The organism is Cyanobium sp. NIVA-CYA 375, from assembly GCF_056108345.1.
Genome location: NZ_JBSYHW010000032.1, coordinates 16,087 through 31,988, shown reverse-complemented (window position 1 = coordinate 31,988; position 15,902 = coordinate 16,087). Strand labels below are relative to the sequence as shown.

General features: G+C 64.7%; 18 protein-coding genes and 1 tRNA gene. 11 read left to right on the top strand and 8 right to left on the bottom strand.

Going from position 1 to position 15,902, the window contains the following annotated elements; all coding sequences use genetic code 11:
- Positions 1-347 precede the first annotated feature (347 nt).
- Entirely contained in the window at positions 348-1,040 is a 693-nt protein-coding gene (locus tag AC01FP_RS09745) for a class II aldolase/adducin family protein (protein WP_474479860.1), read from the top strand.
- On the opposite strand, the gene AC01FP_RS09740 is transcribed toward AC01FP_RS09745, so the two are convergent.
- Together AC01FP_RS09740 and AC01FP_RS09735 are read right to left on the bottom strand one after the other, a co-directional pair.
- Complete coding sequence (locus AC01FP_RS09740) at positions 1,022-2,392, bottom strand: sodium/glutamate symporter family protein (RefSeq protein ID WP_474479859.1); 1,371 nt, start codon at positions 2,390-2,392, stop codon at positions 1,022-1,024. The genes AC01FP_RS09745 and AC01FP_RS09740 overlap by 19 nt on opposite strands.
- The gene (locus AC01FP_RS09735; RefSeq protein WP_474479858.1) at positions 2,389-4,317 is read right to left on the bottom strand and encodes a S9 family peptidase; all 1,929 of its coding nucleotides are present in this window, start codon (positions 4,315-4,317) and stop codon (positions 2,389-2,391) included. The genes AC01FP_RS09740 and AC01FP_RS09735 overlap by 4 nt, the downstream gene beginning before the upstream one ends.
- Before the next feature lie 88 nt (positions 4,318-4,405).
- Between AC01FP_RS09735 and def the strand changes: the two genes are divergently transcribed.
- The 4 genes from def to rpsU all read left to right on the top strand — a co-directional run bounded on the left by def (position 4,406) and on the right by rpsU (position 6,134).
- Positions 4,406-4,990 (top strand): peptide deformylase, encoded by a 585-nt coding sequence (def, locus tag AC01FP_RS09730; RefSeq protein WP_474479857.1) that lies wholly within the window; start codon positions 4,406-4,408, stop codon positions 4,988-4,990.
- 12 nt (positions 4,991-5,002) lie between these two features.
- Complete coding sequence (locus AC01FP_RS09725; RefSeq protein WP_474479856.1) at positions 5,003-5,200, top strand: hypothetical protein; 198 nt, start codon at positions 5,003-5,005, stop codon at positions 5,198-5,200.
- A gap of 15 nt (positions 5,201-5,215) precedes the next feature.
- A complete protein-coding gene (locus AC01FP_RS09720; RefSeq protein WP_474479855.1) occupies positions 5,216-5,887 on the top strand; it encodes a DUF3747 domain-containing protein in 672 nt (223 codons plus the stop codon).
- Positions 5,888-5,963: 76 nt separating this feature from the next.
- Positions 5,964-6,134 (top strand): 30S ribosomal protein S21, encoded by a 171-nt coding sequence (gene rpsU, locus AC01FP_RS09715; RefSeq protein ID WP_010304532.1) that lies wholly within the window; start codon positions 5,964-5,966, stop codon positions 6,132-6,134.
- 22 nt (positions 6,135-6,156) lie between these two features.
- On the opposite strand, the gene AC01FP_RS09710 is transcribed toward rpsU, so the two are convergent.
- Positions 6,157-7,722: a YifB family Mg chelatase-like AAA ATPase gene (locus tag AC01FP_RS09710; protein WP_474479854.1), complete on the bottom strand. Its 1,566-nt coding sequence runs from the start codon at positions 7,720-7,722 to the stop codon at positions 6,157-6,159.
- Positions 7,723-7,777: 55 nt separating this feature from the next.
- Between AC01FP_RS09710 and AC01FP_RS09705 the strand changes: the two genes are divergently transcribed.
- Genes AC01FP_RS09705 through AC01FP_RS09695 form a run of 3 tightly spaced genes read left to right on the top strand, consistent with a single transcriptional unit; the run spans position 7,778 to position 10,378 of the window.
- Positions 7,778-8,119, top strand: a complete 342-nt coding sequence (locus tag AC01FP_RS09705) for a histidine triad nucleotide-binding protein (RefSeq protein WP_474479853.1) — start codon at positions 7,778-7,780, stop codon at positions 8,117-8,119.
- 38 nt (positions 8,120-8,157) lie between these two features.
- Entirely contained in the window at positions 8,158-10,149 is a 1,992-nt protein-coding gene (locus tag AC01FP_RS09700; RefSeq protein ID WP_474479852.1) for an ABC transporter ATP-binding protein/permease, read from the top strand.
- Positions 10,150-10,165: 16 nt separating this feature from the next.
- Positions 10,166-10,378 (top strand): chlorophyll a/b-binding protein, encoded by a 213-nt coding sequence (locus AC01FP_RS09695; protein WP_474479851.1) that lies wholly within the window; start codon positions 10,166-10,168, stop codon positions 10,376-10,378.
- Between the two features lie 12 nt (positions 10,379-10,390).
- Here the strand turns inward: AC01FP_RS09695 and AC01FP_RS09690 are convergent, their stop codons facing one another.
- The 4 genes from AC01FP_RS09690 to psbX form a co-directional block, all read right to left on the bottom strand.
- On the bottom strand, positions 10,391-10,807 hold the full coding sequence (locus tag AC01FP_RS09690) for a TolB family protein (RefSeq protein ID WP_474479850.1): 417 nt from the start codon (positions 10,805-10,807) through the stop codon (positions 10,391-10,393).
- 71 nt (positions 10,808-10,878) lie between these two features.
- Positions 10,879-11,439, bottom strand: a complete 561-nt coding sequence (locus AC01FP_RS09685) for a TolB-like translocation protein (protein WP_474479849.1) — start codon at positions 11,437-11,439, stop codon at positions 10,879-10,881.
- A gap of 20 nt (positions 11,440-11,459) precedes the next feature.
- Positions 11,460-12,344, bottom strand: coding sequence for a Ycf66 family protein (locus AC01FP_RS09680; protein ID WP_474479848.1), 885 nt, complete (start codon positions 12,342-12,344; stop codon positions 11,460-11,462).
- Positions 12,345-12,430: 86 nt separating this feature from the next.
- Positions 12,431-12,553 carry a photosystem II reaction center X protein gene (gene psbX / locus AC01FP_RS09675; protein WP_106632598.1) on the bottom strand — a complete coding sequence of 41 codons (123 nt, stop codon included), beginning with the start codon at positions 12,551-12,553 and terminating at the stop codon, positions 12,431-12,433.
- Between the two features lie 90 nt (positions 12,554-12,643).
- Between psbX and AC01FP_RS09670 the strand changes: the two genes are divergently transcribed.
- Positions 12,644-12,988, top strand: a complete 345-nt coding sequence (locus tag AC01FP_RS09670; RefSeq protein WP_474479847.1) for a YggT family protein — start codon at positions 12,644-12,646, stop codon at positions 12,986-12,988.
- A gap of 13 nt (positions 12,989-13,001) precedes the next feature.
- Here AC01FP_RS09670 and accC read toward each other — a convergent pair whose 3' ends face one another.
- Positions 13,002-14,360: an acetyl-CoA carboxylase biotin carboxylase subunit gene (accC, locus tag AC01FP_RS09665; protein WP_474479846.1), complete on the bottom strand. Its 1,359-nt coding sequence runs from the start codon at positions 14,358-14,360 to the stop codon at positions 13,002-13,004.
- A gap of 130 nt (positions 14,361-14,490) precedes the next feature.
- Between accC and AC01FP_RS09660 the strand changes: the two genes are divergently transcribed.
- A tRNA-Leu gene (locus AC01FP_RS09660) sits at positions 14,491-14,572 on the top strand.
- A 16-nt stretch (positions 14,573-14,588) separates the two neighbouring features.
- Positions 14,589-15,884 (top strand): glycosyltransferase family protein, encoded by a 1,296-nt coding sequence (locus tag AC01FP_RS09655; protein ID WP_474479861.1) that lies wholly within the window; start codon positions 14,589-14,591, stop codon positions 15,882-15,884.
- The last annotated feature ends 18 nt before the right edge of the window (positions 15,885-15,902 follow it).

The window sequence follows — 15,902 nt, the reverse complement described above, 5'->3', positions numbered from 1 at the left end:
GCTACACAAGGCCTGCTGGGCTGAATAATCTTGGAGGCCATTGGTTTAGGTCCTGGGTGCAAAACACTGAGCCGCTTCCAGTCTTGCTTGCCATGCATAAATCGGATATGGCTATCTAATAATTGGAGCCTTCCGGGAGATCTCAAGCTCCGGCACCAGGCTCTGCGAGAGCAGCCCGGCACTGCCGCACTTATTCCCCCTGCCGTGCCGTAGCCCCTGTCCATCGTTTGCAACCGTGCGGCGGGCTGTGGAGTGATTATTCAGGGCTCTTGGCGCACTACCCAGGTGCCCACCGAAGCCCCTGCTGGCCCCCTTGCCTAGCGTCAGCCCAACCCGCCCACCTGCCGTTGTCTGCTGACGCTTACTCCGCGGTGTCGTCCACCACCGCCGATGCCGAATTGCGCCAGCACCTGGTGGCCGTTGCCCGGCGCCTGAACGCCAGCGGGCTCAACCAGGGCACCTCCGGCAACCTATCGGTGCGCATTCCGGGTGGCCTGCTGATCACGCCCAGCTCCCTGCCCTTCGAGCAGATGCAGCCGGACGATCTGGTGGCGATTGATAGCAGCGGCCAGCCCCTCGCGGCGGTGGCGGCTCAGCGGCGGCCCTCCTCCGAGTGGCGGCTGCACGCCGATCTCCTCGCTAGCCGGCCCGAGATCCAGGCGGTGCTGCATTGCCACTCGATCCATGCCACAGCCTTGGCTTGCCACGGCCGCCCCATCCCCCCCTTTCACTACATGACCGCCGTAGCCGGCGGCGATGACATCCGCTGCGCCGCCTATGCCACCTTTGGCACCGCCGAGCTCTCAGCCCTGGCGGTGCAGGCCATGGGGGATCGGCTGGCCTGCCTGCTGGCCCAGCACGGCCAGGTAACGCTCGGCAGCAGCCTCGATCAGGCCCTGCGCATCGCCGTTGAGGTGGAAACCCTGGCCCAGATGTATCTACAAGCCCTGCAATTAGGCGAGCCACCGCTACTAAGTGCCGCCCAGATGGTTGCCGTGCACCAGCAGTTCCGCTCCCTGCACTACGGCGCCGGCGCTTGAGCCCGCGCCAGCCACAGCCCAGTGCCGCCAAACAGCAGCACCAGGGCAAAGCAGAAGCCGGTCCACAGCGGCAGCCCCCAACCCGCCACCGCCAGCGGCGCCACCACCGTCACCACCCCACCAGCTAGAAATGGCTGCAGCATCAGCTGCTTAATCGAGAAGGCCGGCAGGGCGTCGCTGCGGTCGTCTGGATCGGCCATGCGCAGCAGCAGCAGGCCGCTGGCCGCCACCCCGGTGGCCTGGCCGAATTCAATCACCGCCCGCTCAAACCAGTCGGCGGGCAGCAGCCGCGGCGCCAGCAGCAGCGTCACCCCCAGGTTCCACACCAGGCCGCCTACGGCCAGCACCGTGAGCGGCAGCCAGTCGGCCTTGAGCAGGGCCAGATCCAGCCCGGCGGTGGCGGCGGTGATCAGCAAATCTGCCGACAGGGTGCCCACCTGCCCCTGCACCGCGGAAGAGGCCCAATGGGCTTTGCCGCTGCGCTCCAGCGCCAGCCGCACCAGCAGCGACCCCACGATCGCCAGCGGAAACACCGGCAGCGCATCAACCACGCTGCCAACGCCATCCCCCAGCCCAGAGGTGAGCCAGCGCAGCCCGGCCAGCAGCCCCACGCCCGTCAGCACGGCCACGCCCACCAGGGCCAGGTTCACCGCCCAGGCCGCCGCCCTGGCCGCCACGCCCCCCGAATCGCCGCTGGTCGTGCTGGTGGGTTCACTGGCTGCGGCGCCTGGGGCATCGGCCAGCAGCCAGCCGCGGCTGCGGGCCAGCACCACCACCAGCCCTCCCACCAAAGTGGAGCTCAGCAGCCCCACCGTGGCCATCGCCAGGCCCAAAGCCTGGCCGCCGGGAAAGCCCAGTGCCGCATAGCTCGGCCCCATCGCCGCGGCGGAGCCATGGCCGCCCTCGTAGGCCACCTCGATCAGGCAAGCCATCACCGGGCTCACCCCCAGCCAGGGCTGCAGCACCAGCAGCACCGCCAGGCCCCCCACCACGTATTGCCCGAAAGCCAGCACCAACGCCAGCGACACCTGCCCCGACACCGGCCGCCACAACCCCTCCAGTTTTGGCAGGGGTTTGCCGAGCAGCAGCGAACCAAACACCAAGGTGAGCAGCACCAGCGGCAGATCGGCCCACAGCTGCATTACTTGGGGTGGCAAAAGCGGTAGCGGCCCGCCCGGGGCCAGCAGCAGGCCCAGCAGGCCCGCAAGCAGGGCTTCGGGGATGCCCCAGAGCCGCAGCTGCAACCGGGTGCCAAGGGCTCGCCCCACCGCCAGGATCAGGCTGAGGCAGGCCAGGGCCAGGGCCAACCAGCCGAAGCTGGGCAGCAGGTCGCTCGCCAAGGTTGCGATCACAGGTTGAAGTGCCGGCGGAAGAAGGCCTCGGTGGCCTCCAGGACGCGAACCAAAGTTGCACCATCGCGGAAGCCGTGGCCTTCCAGCGGGAAGCGGTGCACCTCCACCGGGATGGCGTTGGCTGCGAGCGCTGCTGCCATGCGGTCGGTCTGCTCCGGTGGCACCACCTTGTCATCGAGGCCCTGAAAAAAGATCACGGGGCAGCGGATTTCAGAGGCGTGGGCGAGGGGCGAGCGGGCCTCGTAGGTGGCGCGCGCTTCCGGCCAGGCACCGATCAGACCATCGAGATAGCGGGCTTCAAAGCGATGGCTCTCAGACGCCAACGCGCTGGGGTCGGCTACGCCGTAGCGGCTCGCGCCGGCGCGAAATACGTCCGTGAAGCACAGGGCGGCCAGGGTGGTGAAGCCGCCGGCACTGCCGCCTTCGATGGCGATGCGGTCGGGATCGGCCCGCCCCGCCGCCACCAGGGCTTGGGCGGCGGCGGCGCAATCCGCTACATCCACCACGCCCCACTGGCCAGCGAGCCGCTCCCGATAGGCCCGCCCGAAGCCGGTCGAGCCGCCGTAGTTCACATCCACCACCCCCCAGCCGCGAGTTGTCCAAAACTGAATGGCCAGGTTCAGGGCCGTGCGGGCCATGGCGGTGGGGCCGCTGTGGCTTTTCACCAGCAGGGGCGCCTCGCGGTGGCCCCCCCCGGCTGGGGGGTAAAACCAGGCGTGGCTGGGGGCGCCGCCGTGGCCCTCAAACCACAGCTCCTGCGGCAGGCTGATCGCCTGCGGCGCCAGAGGGCAGGCGGCCGCAGGGCTATGCCACCAGTTGCCGCTGCCCAGGTCCAGTTCGAGCAGGCCCGCAGCTTCAGTTGCTGAACCGGCGATGCAGGCCAGCCGTCCCCTTTCGGCGCAAACACCGGCCAGATCATCAAAGGGGATGGCCAGGGGCCGCCACTGGCCGGCGCCTCCGCCCTGGCTCGGCAGCTCCACCCGGCCCAGCTGCCAGCGCCCCTGCAGGCAGGCGGTGGCCAGCAGCTGCTCGCCATCCCAGGCCTGGGTGCCCATGCCGAACACCCACTGGGGCAGGCCGAATTCCGCCTGCATGGGCAGCAGCGGCCGCCAATGCAGCGGCGCCTCTGCGCTCAGGGTTTCTGCGATGAGTCCCTCGGCGTTGTCGAGCTGCTCGAGGTTCCAGAAGCCGGAGCGATCGTTTGCCACCACCAGGTGGGGCCCGCACCAGAGCGGTTGAAACACCGAAATGTCTGGGTTTGCCCCCACCCCCGATCCTGCGACCAGGCGGCGGCTGGTGAGCTGGCCTGCCGCATCGAAGTGCCCCAGCCACAGCTGGCTGCGCTCCCAGGGCATGAAGGGCTGCTGCCACTCCACCCAGGCCAGCCCTGCGCCGGAGGGGCTTAGGGCCGGATAGCCGCAGAAGTCGGCTGGCTCCACCAGCGGCTGGGGCTCGCCACCTTCCAGCCCAACAGCCACCAGCTGGTCGCGGCCAGCACCTGCATCACTGCCGCTTTCCAATACGCCAATCCAGCGGTCGCGGCCGGCATCGATCACGCCGCCGCCGTAGGCGCCTGGCGGGCTGAGCCGTCGCGGCTGGCAATCGCTGCTATCGAGCTCCAGCAGCCAGAGGCAGCGGTCGCCGTCGTGGCTGAACACCGCCACCGGCCGGCCATCGCTCCGGTGGCCCAGGGCCGTACTGCCGCCTCCGTATTCATGCACCCGGCTGCGCAGATTCCAGCTGCCAGGGGTTAACTCCTCTGCTGGCTGGTCTGGCTCCAGGCGCCGCAGCAGGGTCGTGCGTCCCCCTTCCTGGGGTCGCTGATCCAGCCAATAGAGCACCCCGTCGAGGAGCCGTGGCTCCCGCAGGCTGGGGGTTTGGCCCACCACAACAGCGGCAGGAAGGACTCCAAGGGGGTCAGCCACCGCGTGCACCAAGGCAGAACGACTTAAAGTGAATGTCGTACGAGTAAGTATCGCGTTGGCCCGCAGTTCAGCCGGCAGCTTTGCCCAGATGGCACGCTCCGCCGTTCAGGCCAGCCGCGGTGTCCAGGTGCCCAAGGATGCCCTTGAGGAGTCATCTCTCACGATCCATACCCTGGGCGATGGGGTGCTGCGCATCCCCGCCAAGCGCATCAGCAAGGTTGATGAGAGTGTGCGAGATCTGGCCCGGGACATGCTGCGCAGCATGTACGCGGCCAAAGGCATCGGTTTGGCGGCACCCCAGGTGGGAGTGCATAAGCAGCTGCTGGTGATTGATCTGGATCCCGAGAATGCCGCTGCGGCGCCGCTGGTTTTGATCAACCCTGAGATCGCCCGCTTCGGCGCTGCGATCGAGACCTACGAGGAGGGTTGCCTCAGCATTCCTGGAGTCTATTTGAATGTGGTGCGCCCCGCCACGGTCGAGGTCAGCTACCGCGACGAGATGGGCCGCCCCCAACGGGTCAAGGCTGATGGCCTGCTGGCCCGCTGCATCCAGCACGAGATGGACCACCTCGAAGGCGTGCTCTTCGTTGACCGGGTCACCGATGAGCTCAGCCTCAATGAAGGTCTCCTGGAAAAGGGCTTTCAACGGGCTGACGTCCGTTCCATCCGCTGATCGTTCCCCTCCATGCCGATGAAACCCCTGGCCGGCTTGTTTCTGGCCCTGGCCTGCGTGCTGGGCATCGCCTCCACGGGCTCCGTCTTTGAGCTCGCCTATGGCGACCCCGACCTAGGCATGCAGACCACCTTCTGGATCCTGGGCCTGAGCCTGCCCGGCACGGTTGCGGCCTTACTGGTGGCCATCCGTATCAACAAGCCGGCCTAGCCCAATCCGGTTGCCGTGCATACGATTGCGCACATGCTGCCTGCAAATGCCGTGATGCGATTGCCCCAACTAGGTGCCAGTGCTCTTCCCCTGGCAGCTGGAGCTTTCGCCACTGCGGTGGTTCTTGGCGCCACCCCAGCCATGGCCAACGCCCTGTTTCAGGCTGCTGATCTGAGTCAGGAGCGTTTTGTGCTGGTGGCGGCGCCGATCGGTGATGGCGTCCGCGCCCAGCTCAACATCTACGAGCAGGTCAAGCCGACCCGGCCCTGTTTTGCCGTGGTCCCCGGGGCGCCAGCTTTGGTGGAGCCTCTGCTGGCTACTTTTGATTTCAGTGGCATCTGCAGCCGCTTCATCGATGCCAACGGCTACTCGGTGCGTGTGGGCGGTGCTGATCTGGCTACGAGCTATCGGCTCACCGTGCAGCGTCAGAGTGCTGACAATGTGCTTCTGGCTGTGCCCACCAAGGCTGGTGCGGGTCCTGAAATGCTTGTAGCCCGCACTCAGGGTCCGGGCTCTGGCTTCCTGCAGTTGGTGTTTGAGCCGGGCTGGCAGCTCAAGCGCCGGGCTTTCGGTGGTCGCAATCTGGGCCACGTGTATCTCTACCGCGATGCCTGGCCGGATGCTGCGCTCCAGCCAGGTCTGCCTGTCGCGCCGCCCAGTTCCATCCCAAGTCCCACCAGTCCCTGAGCCAGGGCGGCTGGGCGTGGATCAGCGGGAAAGGCAGTTGCTACATTGGCAAGCTCTGTGAGCAGCGCAGCGCTTCATGACCCAGGTCACCGTCGGCGAAAATGAAGGAATTGAATCGGCTCTGCGCCGCTTCAAGCGCCAGGTGTCCAAGGCCGGCATCTTTGCCGACCTCAAGCGTCTGCGTCACCACGAGACACCCGTGGAGAAGTACAAGCGCAAAGCCCAGCAGCGCCGCCGCCGTCGCTGATTTTTTCGATCTGGTCTCCCGTTTAGCGAGACACCCCTTGATCGAAGGACCGGTAGGTGAGTGCTTCGGCAATGGCCATGGCGCCAATTTTGGTTTCGTCGTTTAGGTCGGCGATTGTTTGGGCTACCCGCAGCAGCCTTGCCCCAGCGCGGGCGCTCAGTTGCCGGTGCTTGATTGCTGCCTCCCACACTGCTAGGGCTTCGCCCTCCAGTTGGAGCACCTGCTGCAAAAGACCTCCGGCGATGCGGCTATTGCAGCAGCCCCCGGGATTGCGAGCCGTCATGCGGGAGCGGGCCCGGCAGACTCGTGCTCGCACCTCAGCGCTTGATTCGTCGCTGGGCACGCTGCCGCTTTGGCCTCGAAACGGCGCTGTTAGTGCTGCGCTGGACGGCCTGCGCATCACCACCTGCAAATCAATGCGATCCAGCAGGGGGCCAGACAGCCTGCCCCAGTAGCGCCGCCGCTGGCCCTCGCCGCAGCTGCAGCTGCGCTCTGGATCGCCAAACCAGCCGCAGGGGCAGGGATTGGCCGCGGCCACCAGGGTGATGCGGCAGGGAAAGCGGGTCCGCTGACGGGCGCGGTGAATCCAGACTTCGCCGTCTTCTAGGGGTTGGCGCAATTGGTCGAGCACAGAGCGGCGAAATTCGGCCAGTTCATCGAGAAACAGCACTCCGTGGTGGGCTAGGGCCAGCTCCCCTGGTCTGGGTTGGCCACCACCGCCGATCAGCCCTGGCCCGGAGCAGCTGTGGTGGGGGCTGCGAAAGGGGCGGGTTTGCAATAGGCCCTGGCTGCTGCTGTCCAGCAGTCCCGCCACCGAGTGGACTGCGGTGAGTTCAAGGGCCTCCGCCGGATCGAGCGGGGGCAGCAGCCCCGCCAGCCGCTGGGCAAGCATTGTTTTGCCGCTACCGGGTGGGCCGCAGAGCAGCAGGTGGTGGCCTCCGGCCGCGGCGATCTCCAGGGCCCGGCGCCCGTGGGGCTGGCCCTTGACGTCAGCAAGATCTTTTTCCAGAGGCCTATCGGCTCTCACTGCGCTGGTTAGGCCAGGGGCGGCGGCGGCGGCCTGGGTTTGACGGGCCCGGGGATGCTGTAGCCGCCAGAGGACTTGGCCGAGATCGGCAACGCCCCACACCCGCAGCCCCTCCACCAACGCCGCCTCCCAGGCATTGGCCTGCGGCACCACCAGCGCCCGGGCGCCGTGGTTACGGGCCGCAATTGCAATCGCGAGCACCCCCCGGATTGGTCGCAAGCTGCCGTCTAGCCCCAGCTCGCCGGCGCTCCAAACCTCGTTGTTGCTGGCGGCCTCCAGCTGGCCGCTGGCGAGCAGCAGCCCTAGGGCGATTGGCAGGTCAAAGGCCGGTCCCTCTTTGCGCAGATCAGCGGGGGCCAGATTGACCACCACCCGCGTCAGCGGCACCTTCAGGCCGCTGTGCCGCAGGGCCGAGCGCACCCTTTCCCTTGCCTCCAGCACTGCCGCATCGGCTAGGCCCACCAGCTGCAGGCCCGGCAAGCCGGGAGCCAGATCAACCTCCACCAGCACGGGCCTGGCCTCCAGGCCCTGCAGCGCTGCCGTCTTGCACCGTGCCAACATCAAGCCAAGGCCCACTACCTCGTTAGTGCCACCGCTGTCCCACCCCCATGCCCTTGTGAGTCAAGACACGACCTTTGGGCGCATCCTGCGCGGTGAGATCCCCTGCGATCAGGTGTATGCGGACGAGCACTGCCTAGCTTTCCGCGACGTAACGCCCCAAGCGCCTGTGCATGTGCTTGTGATTCCGCGCCAGCCGATCGCCCAGCTTTCAGCTGCCAGCGAGGGACAGGAGGCCCTGCTGGGCCACCTGTTGCTGGTGGCTGCCCGGGTGGCTAAGCAGGAGGGTCTTGATTCGTTTCGCACCGTGATCAACAGCGGCGTGGATGCGGGGCAGACCGTGTTTCACCTGCATGTGCACGTGCTTGGTGGGCGTCCGCTGGCCTGGCCCCCGGGCTGACCGCGGGCCCGCGACAATGACTTGATCCGACCTGCTCCATGAACCCCTTCAAGGCTCTTCGCGGTCAACTGGCCAAGTTGCAGCGCCTAGCCCAGCCCTATTTCCTGCCGGTTGACGACACCAAGAGCTGGCAATTTCTGCTGCTGGTGGCAGCGCTGCTAGCGGTGGTGGTAGGCAGCACCTTTTTGCTGCTCACTGGGGTGTTGGCCCTCACCGGGGCCTTGATCCCCGAACTGCGCAGCCGTTTTCTTCCCGGGGTGCCCGAGCAGGTAGCTGTGATTTGGAGCAGCCCGATCGGTCCGCTGCTGATGGTGTTACTGGCCGGAGGGCTGGGCTGTTTTGTGGCGTTCCGCGGCAAGTTGCGCCATGGCCGCTGGTTACCCTGGCTGTTGATGGGGGTAATAACCCTACTTATTCTGGTTATTAATGGCATTAATGTGGGCATCAGTTATGTCGCTCGCAATATTGAAAATGCCCTAGTGGGGTATAAGGCTGAGGAATTTTGGAAGATCGTTGCAATCTATGCCTTTTGCCTAGTAATAGCCCTGCCGATCAGGGCGATTCAGAGTTATTTGATACCCAAGCTTGGCCTGCTGTGGCGGGAGTGGCTGAGTGGCCGTCTGCTAAGTCGATATCTCTCTAATCGCGCTTATTACGTACTCAATCCAAATGATGAGTCGATCGAGGAGATTGACAACCCAGACCAGCGGATTTCACAGGATGCTGCCAGTTTTACGGGTACTAGTCTTAGTGTCACGGTTGAGATAATTGCTGCCCTACTCACTTTCGTAAGCTTTATAATCGTCCTATGGACTATTAGCGACAGGCTAGCTCTAGTGCTGCTTGTCTATTCGGTTGGAGGCACTGCTCTGATAGTATTCGCCAGTCGCAAGCTGGTGAATTTAAACTATCAACAACTCAAGCTGGAGGCTGATTTTCGTTATGGGCTTGTTCATATTCGCGATAATGCTGAATCTATTGCTTTCTATCGAGGCGAACAGCAGGAGGGTCGTGAGGCGGGCAGGCGCTTGGATGGCGCGATTAGGAATTACGATCGCCTAATCATCTGGGAAGCGCTTATCAGTGTAATTCAGCGCTCCTATGATTATTTTTCGCGCTTTCTGCCATGGCTGGTGATTGCGCCCATTTATTTCGCTAAGGAGGTAGATTTCGGAGTGTTCGGGCAGGCCAGTATTGCTTTTAGCCAAGTGCTCTTTTCGGTCAGTTATATCGTCAATAATATTGATCGGCTAGCAGCATTCTCCGCTTCGATCAGCCGACTTGAGGGTTTTCAGGGCAAGGTTGATTCAATCGGCATCGAGGCTGCTGCGCTGGCAGCCCAATTGGCCGCCACAACTACAGATCGCAGCGGTAATTCAATCCTGGTAAGCCATGTCGATTTGGTGCCGCCCCGCACCAACCGCACCCTGATTCGAGATCTCAGCCTTGAGGTGAATCGCCAGCAGCGTTTGCTGGTTGTGGGCCCCTCCGGTTGTGGCAAGACCTCCTTCCTGCGCATGGTGAGTGGGCTGTGGCCCCCTGCCGCTGGACGGGTGGAACGGCCCAAGGAGGGAGATCTGCTGTTTATTCCCCAAAAGCCCTACATGCTGCTTGGCAGCCTGCGGGAGCAGCTCTGCTATCCGCTGCAGCCCGATCGCTTCAACGACGAGCAACTGCGCCATGTTTTGGAGCAGGTGCGGTTGCCCGAGCTGGTTAAGCGCTATCCCGATCTCGACATCATTCAGGATTGGCCCCGCCTGCTTTCTCTAGGCGAACAGCAGCGGCTGGCCTTTGCCCGCCTGCTGCTCAATTCACCAAGTTTTGTTGTCCTAGATGAGGCCACCAGCGCTCTTGATGTGGCAACGGAGCGTCACCTTTATGCCCTGCTAGCTGAGCGGGAAATGGCTTTTGTCAGCGTCGGTCATCGGCCCACCCTCACCGCCTTCCACGACACCGTGCTGGAGCTCGATGGCAGCGGCAACTGGCGGCTGCTGCCCGCGGCCGGCTATGACGTGGGCCGCCACGCCTGATCACCTCCCTGACACCATGAGTGAACCAAGCCCCGACCAGAGCCCAGAAATAAGCCCAACAACTAGTACAGCAACTAGTGCAACAACAGGCGAAGTGCCGGCCTTTGGTTGGAGCGGCTACGCCGAGCGGGTTAACGGCCGCTTTGCCATGGTCGGTTTTGTTGCCGTGCTGCTGATCGAAGCCCTGAGCGGCCAGACCTTTCTGCGTTGGGCGGGTCTGGTGCCCTGAGCGAGGCGAGGTCTAGGGGATCTGCACAAGATCCACCTGCCAGATCCCGCCCCGGCTCACCTGCACAGCCAGCTGGCGACCATCGGCCTGCAGCTGCACTTGGTGGGCAACGCCGCTGGGGACCATGGCGATTGGTTGCAGGCTTTGCGCTGAGCGCCGGTAGAGCACCAATTCGGTGCGCCCGTCTAGTTGCCGCACCAGGGCAATTTTCTCTCCTGCGGCGTCGACGCTGACGCTCACCGGCTGGGCACCAACCCGGTTGAGGGCCGGCAGGGCGACGGGCTGCTGGCGCTCTAGATCAAGCAGCAGCACTTGCTCGCGGCCGCCCCGACCGCTGATTAAGGCCAGCCAACGCCCTGAGAGGCTTGGATCTCGGTTGGCTCCAAGTGCCTCCAGGCGGGAGTTGAGAGGGACTATTGGCTGCGGCATGGGGGCAAGGCAGCCGCCCAGCAGCAAGGTGGTTGCTGCTGCTGCGATGGCTCTATTTGGTAGCGAGCTCCTCATGGCGAGGGATCTGCTCCGCCCCCCTGAACGGCGATGCCGCCGGGCAGGTCGGGCTCAAGCAGGCTGCGCAGGTCAAACAGCTGCACGCGCCACTGGCCAGCCTGGGACACCTGCACCGCCAGCTGGCGTGCTTCCGGGGACAGGCTTAGGCGCACTGCGGTGCGGTCTGCTGGCAGGGGTAGCCGGTGCAGGTTGCCGCTGGCCCGGTCTTCGATCAAGGCCAGTCTTTGGTTGCCCTGTTGCACCAGGGCCGCCACATAACGACCGTTCCAGCTCAGGGAGGGGGAGCTGTGGGGCTGGTGGTTTTGGAAATGGCGCAGGGGCACGATTCGGCCGCTGGGCTGCTCCTGCAAGAGCAGGGTGGCCTTGCCGCCCCGATCAACCACTGAGGCAAGAAATCGGCCCTGGCCGCTGAGGGCGGGTTCCTGACGGCTGCTGTTGTTGAACATGCCAATCTGGCCGGCGCTACGGCGGGCCAGCCATGAGCCGCTTGAGCAGCCGCTAAAGAGCAAGCTCTGGAAAATCAGCAGCAGGGCTGGCGCTATTACGAGCCCCAATCTGTTGGCAGCGAGACGCTTCAGTCGTCGAAGCGGGAGCTGTTGTCCCGGAGGCTGTTGCCTCGGGGGCTGGGTTCGGGGCGACCTGCCGGTTTCACTGGCGTGAAATCTGCATCACTGATATCGCTTGCTGCAGGGCGATTGGTTCTGCCGCTGGCAGGGGTAGCAGCGCTAATCGGTGAGCCTTGGGGCACACCCGTTGGTTGAGAAGCCCTTGGCACTTCTGGTGAGCTGGCAGCGGGCCTGCGGCTGGAGCGAGGCATCGCTTCAGTGGCTGCGGCCGGTCTGCTGCCGCGCCGTGGTTCTGCAGCGGCGTCTCGATCGCGCCGGCGGGCACCGAAATCAGCACTGGGCCTGCTGGAGCTTTGGGGTGCCCAGTCTTCCTGGGCCGGGCGGCGGCTGGCAGCTCGCTCAGGAATGGCGGCGCGACTGCTAGGGCGGGGGGCTCGATAAAAGTCGTCCTCATCTGCCGCATCGCCTTCGCCGCGGGAGGGGATGCGGCGTCGCAGCGGCTCAGGCTCGTCAAAGCGATCTGCTGAGCCCTCGCCCCAGGCGCGTCCTCCCATTCGGGGCTTGTAGGGCCCGGGTTCGGGCATGGGTTCGTCGTCGTCGAAGTAGGACGACCGCCGCGCTTGCTCGGTGGTAACCCCCCGCAGGCGCACACTTTCATAGGCGAAAAAGACTGTGGTGCCAGCGAGCAGAAACTGGCCGAATTGCAGGATGGGATCGAGGCGCCAGCCCTGAAAAAACAGGATGCCGCCGCAGAGCAGGCCTACTGCGGCGAAAAAGACGTCATAGTCGCGAGCTAGGGCGGGCTTAAAGCTCCGCATGAAATAAAGCAATGCACCGCCCACCGCAAGCACTATGCCCACGATGCTGGCCCAATTTAGGCTGGCATTAACCACGGTATTTCACCCGACAGAGCGTTTAGCCAGTGTAGGCAGTTGAGCCCAAGCACCCAGAGACTTGGCGCTCCTGAGCTGCCAATAGATCAAAGACGGCGATCGAGCTGGTCGTTCTGGCTGATCAGCACCAGTCCGATAGTGATGGGCACCACCACAATCACAGCGCCGGCAAGCAGGCTGGTCAGAAAATTGGCTAGCGATGGTGTCATGGCAGAAACAGCTCTCCGGCTTAATTCGTGGGGCGATCCTAGGCAGTGGTGGCGGCTTCCTACGCTGTTAGCCCAGCTACTTAGAGCTTTGTGACGGCCGCCACCTTCTTCTCCCAGTCCTGGCTGCCGCTGTTGTCCGGCCTGCACCTAGTACTGGCCCTGGGCCTGGCGCTTTGGACCTTGCTTTTTCTGTTCCGCATCGTGCTCACCTGGTACCCCCAGATTGATCTGAGCCGTGGGGTGATGCGCTTGATCGGAGCCCCTACCGAGCCCCTGCTGGCCCTCACCCGTCGCCTGATCAAACCGATCGGTGGTGTTGATGTGACGCCGGTGGTGTGGGTCGGCCTGCTTAGCCTGGTGCGGGAAATTTTGGTGGGGCAGCAGGGGCTTGTCAGCCAGGTGTTGTTTCGGGCCCAGAGCGCCGCAATCGGTTGAACTCAGATCCGGCTCAGCTGCCCTTTTGAGGGAGCATGTCCTGCTCCACAAATTTGGTGTGCACGTCGCCCGCCTGGAATTCGGGGCGATCCAGCAATTGCAGGTGAAAGTCGATGGTGGTGGGAATGCCGGTGACTGCGCATTCCGACAGGGCCCGGCGCAGCCGCCTAAGGGCGTGGGGGCGGTCGGTGCCCCAGACGATCACCTTGCCGATCAAGGAGTCGTAGAAGGGCGGGATCTCGTAGCCGGTGTAGACGTGGCTGTCTACCCGCACCCCGGGGCCGCCAGGAGGTAGCCAGCCGGTGATTTTGCCTGGGGCGGGCCGGAAGTTTTGGCGGGGGTCTTCGGCGTTAATGCGCGCTTCGATGGCGTGCCCGCAGAGCTTTACCTGGTCCTGAGTAATCGAGATAGGTTCGCCACCGGCAATACGCAACTGCTCGGCGATCAGGTCGACGCCGGTAACCATCTCGGTGACCGGGTGCTCCACCTGGATGCGGGTGTTCATCTCCATGAAATAGAACGCGCCACTGCGGTCCACCAGGAATTCCACGGTGCCGGCGCCCTCATAGCCGATGGTGCGGGCGGCGGCCACGGCGGCATCGCCCATCTGGCGGCGCAGATCGGCGTTGATGGCCACGCTGGGGGCCTCTTCCAGCAGTTTCTGGTGGCGGCGTTGGATCGAGCAGTCGCGCTCGCCCAGGTGCACCACGTTGCCGTGGCGATCGGCCAGCACCTGCACTTCCACGTGCCGGGGCCGGTCGATGAATTTCTCCATATAGAGGCCAGGGTTGCCGAAGGCTGCCTCCGCTTCCCCCTGGGCCGCTTTGAACAGACTCTCGAGTTGATCGGGCCCAGGCACCAGGCGCATGCCGCGGCCGCCGCCGCCAGCGGTGGCTTTGATCATCACCGGGTAGCCCATCGATTCGGCCAGGCGAGCAGCGGCGGCGGGGCTGGCCAGCAAGCCGGCACTGCCGGGGATGGTGGGCACTCCCACCCGTTCCATGGTGGCCTTAGCGGTCGACTTATCTCCCATCGAGCGGATGGCTTCGGGGGAGGGACCCACGAAAGTGATGCCGTGGTCGGCGCAGATCTCGGCGAAACGGTCGTTTTCGGCTAGGAAGCCGTAGCCGGGGTGGATTGCGTCAGCACCCCGGGAGGTGGCCGCCGCCAGAATATTGGGGATATGGAGGTAGCTCTTGCTACTAGGTGCTTCGCCAACGCATACGGCTTCGTCGGCGAGCTGCACATGCAGGGCGTTTTTATCCACCGTGCTGTAGACGGCCACGGTGGGAATGCCCAGCTCCTGGCAGGTGCGCAGGATGCGTAGGGCTATTTCGCCACGGTTGGCGATCAGCAGCTTGCCGATGGGCATCCGCGGCGTCTCAGCTGATATGGGCCAAAATGGACTGTATCAGTGTCGCCTGGACAGCTTCCTTAGAGGGTTCTGGTGCCGGCGATGGGTATATTGCTCGCACCGGTTCGCCCTGCGATCCGAACCACATGCGGATGTGGTGGAATTGGTAGACACGCACGTTTGAGGGGCGTGTGGCTTCGGCCTTACGAGTTCAAGTCTCGTCATCCGCATTTTTTAATTCGAGCCATCCAGGCCTTGCCCGAATCGATCCCGCCCTCGGCAGCGATCGTGCTTGTCAGCAACGGCCCCGGAGAGCTATCCACCTGGGTTCGTCCCCTCGCCCAGCGCCTGCATCGCCAGATGCCGCTGCGGCCTGAGGTGCCTGCCGCAGCCTGCTGCCTCAAATTGCTGCTTGTGCCCTGTCCAAACGGCACGGGACAGGAGCATCGAGCTGCAGCCGCCTGGAGCCTGTTTGAGCGCATCGTGCCGGCGCGTCAATTCTGGTCGCTGCTGCTGCGTCCCCAGCGGTTTGGCCCCTGGCCCCGCCAGGGACTGGTGGTGTTTTTAGGTGGTGATCAGTTTTGGACCGTGTTGCTCTCGGCACGGCTTGGTTACCGCCATCTCACCTATGCGGAATGGGTGGCCCGCTGGCCCCGCTGGAATGATCGCATCGCAGCCATGGGGCCCCTGGCTGCTGACCAGTTGGCACCGCGTTGGGCATCCCGCTGCACGGTGGTGGGTGACCTGATGGCAGACCTCTCGGAGTCGGCCCGCAGTGAGGCGCCCTTGCCGGCAGGGGAGTGGTTGGCGCTGCTGCCGGGCTCGAAGCGGGCCAAGTTGCGCGTGGGCATGCCGTTTTTGCTGGAGACGGCCGATCGGCTAGCGGCCCTGCGTCCTGGCTGTCGCTTTCTGTTGCCCTTGGCACCTACCACTGCGGTGGAGGAGCTGCTGACTCAGGCAGGCCCCGCTAATCCGATCGCCCGTACCTACCGGTCGGGTAAGCCCCGCCTGCTGGCTCCGGATCTACTTGAGACGCCAGCTGGCACCAGGATTCGGCTGGTTCGGGAGAATCCGGCTTACGGCAGCTTGAGCCAGTGCTCCCTGGCCCTCACCACCGTGGGCGCCAACACCGCGGAGCTGGCGGCACTAGGGGTGCCGATGCTGGTGCTGGTGCCAACCCAGCACCTGCACGTCATGCAGGCCTGGGATGGACTGGCCGGATTGCTGGGGCGGTTGCCCCTGCTGCGCTGGCTGTTTGGGGTGCTAATAACGGCCTGGCGGCTGCGCCACCGGGGCTTTCTGGCCTCTCCCAACATTGCCGCTGGCCGCCTGGTAGTGCCGGAGCGGGTTGGGGCGATCACCCCTGAGGCCATCGCCGCCGAAGCAGCCGACTGGCTGGCGGCACCGGGGCGACTGGAGCAGATGCGCACCGATCTGCGCAGCCTGCGGGGCCAGCCGGGGGCGGTGGCCAGCCTGGCTGCCCTGGTGCAGGAGCTACTGCCCCCTGAGCTGAATGCCCCTGAGCTGAGATCTCCCAACTGAGCTGCCTAGGCTGGCGGC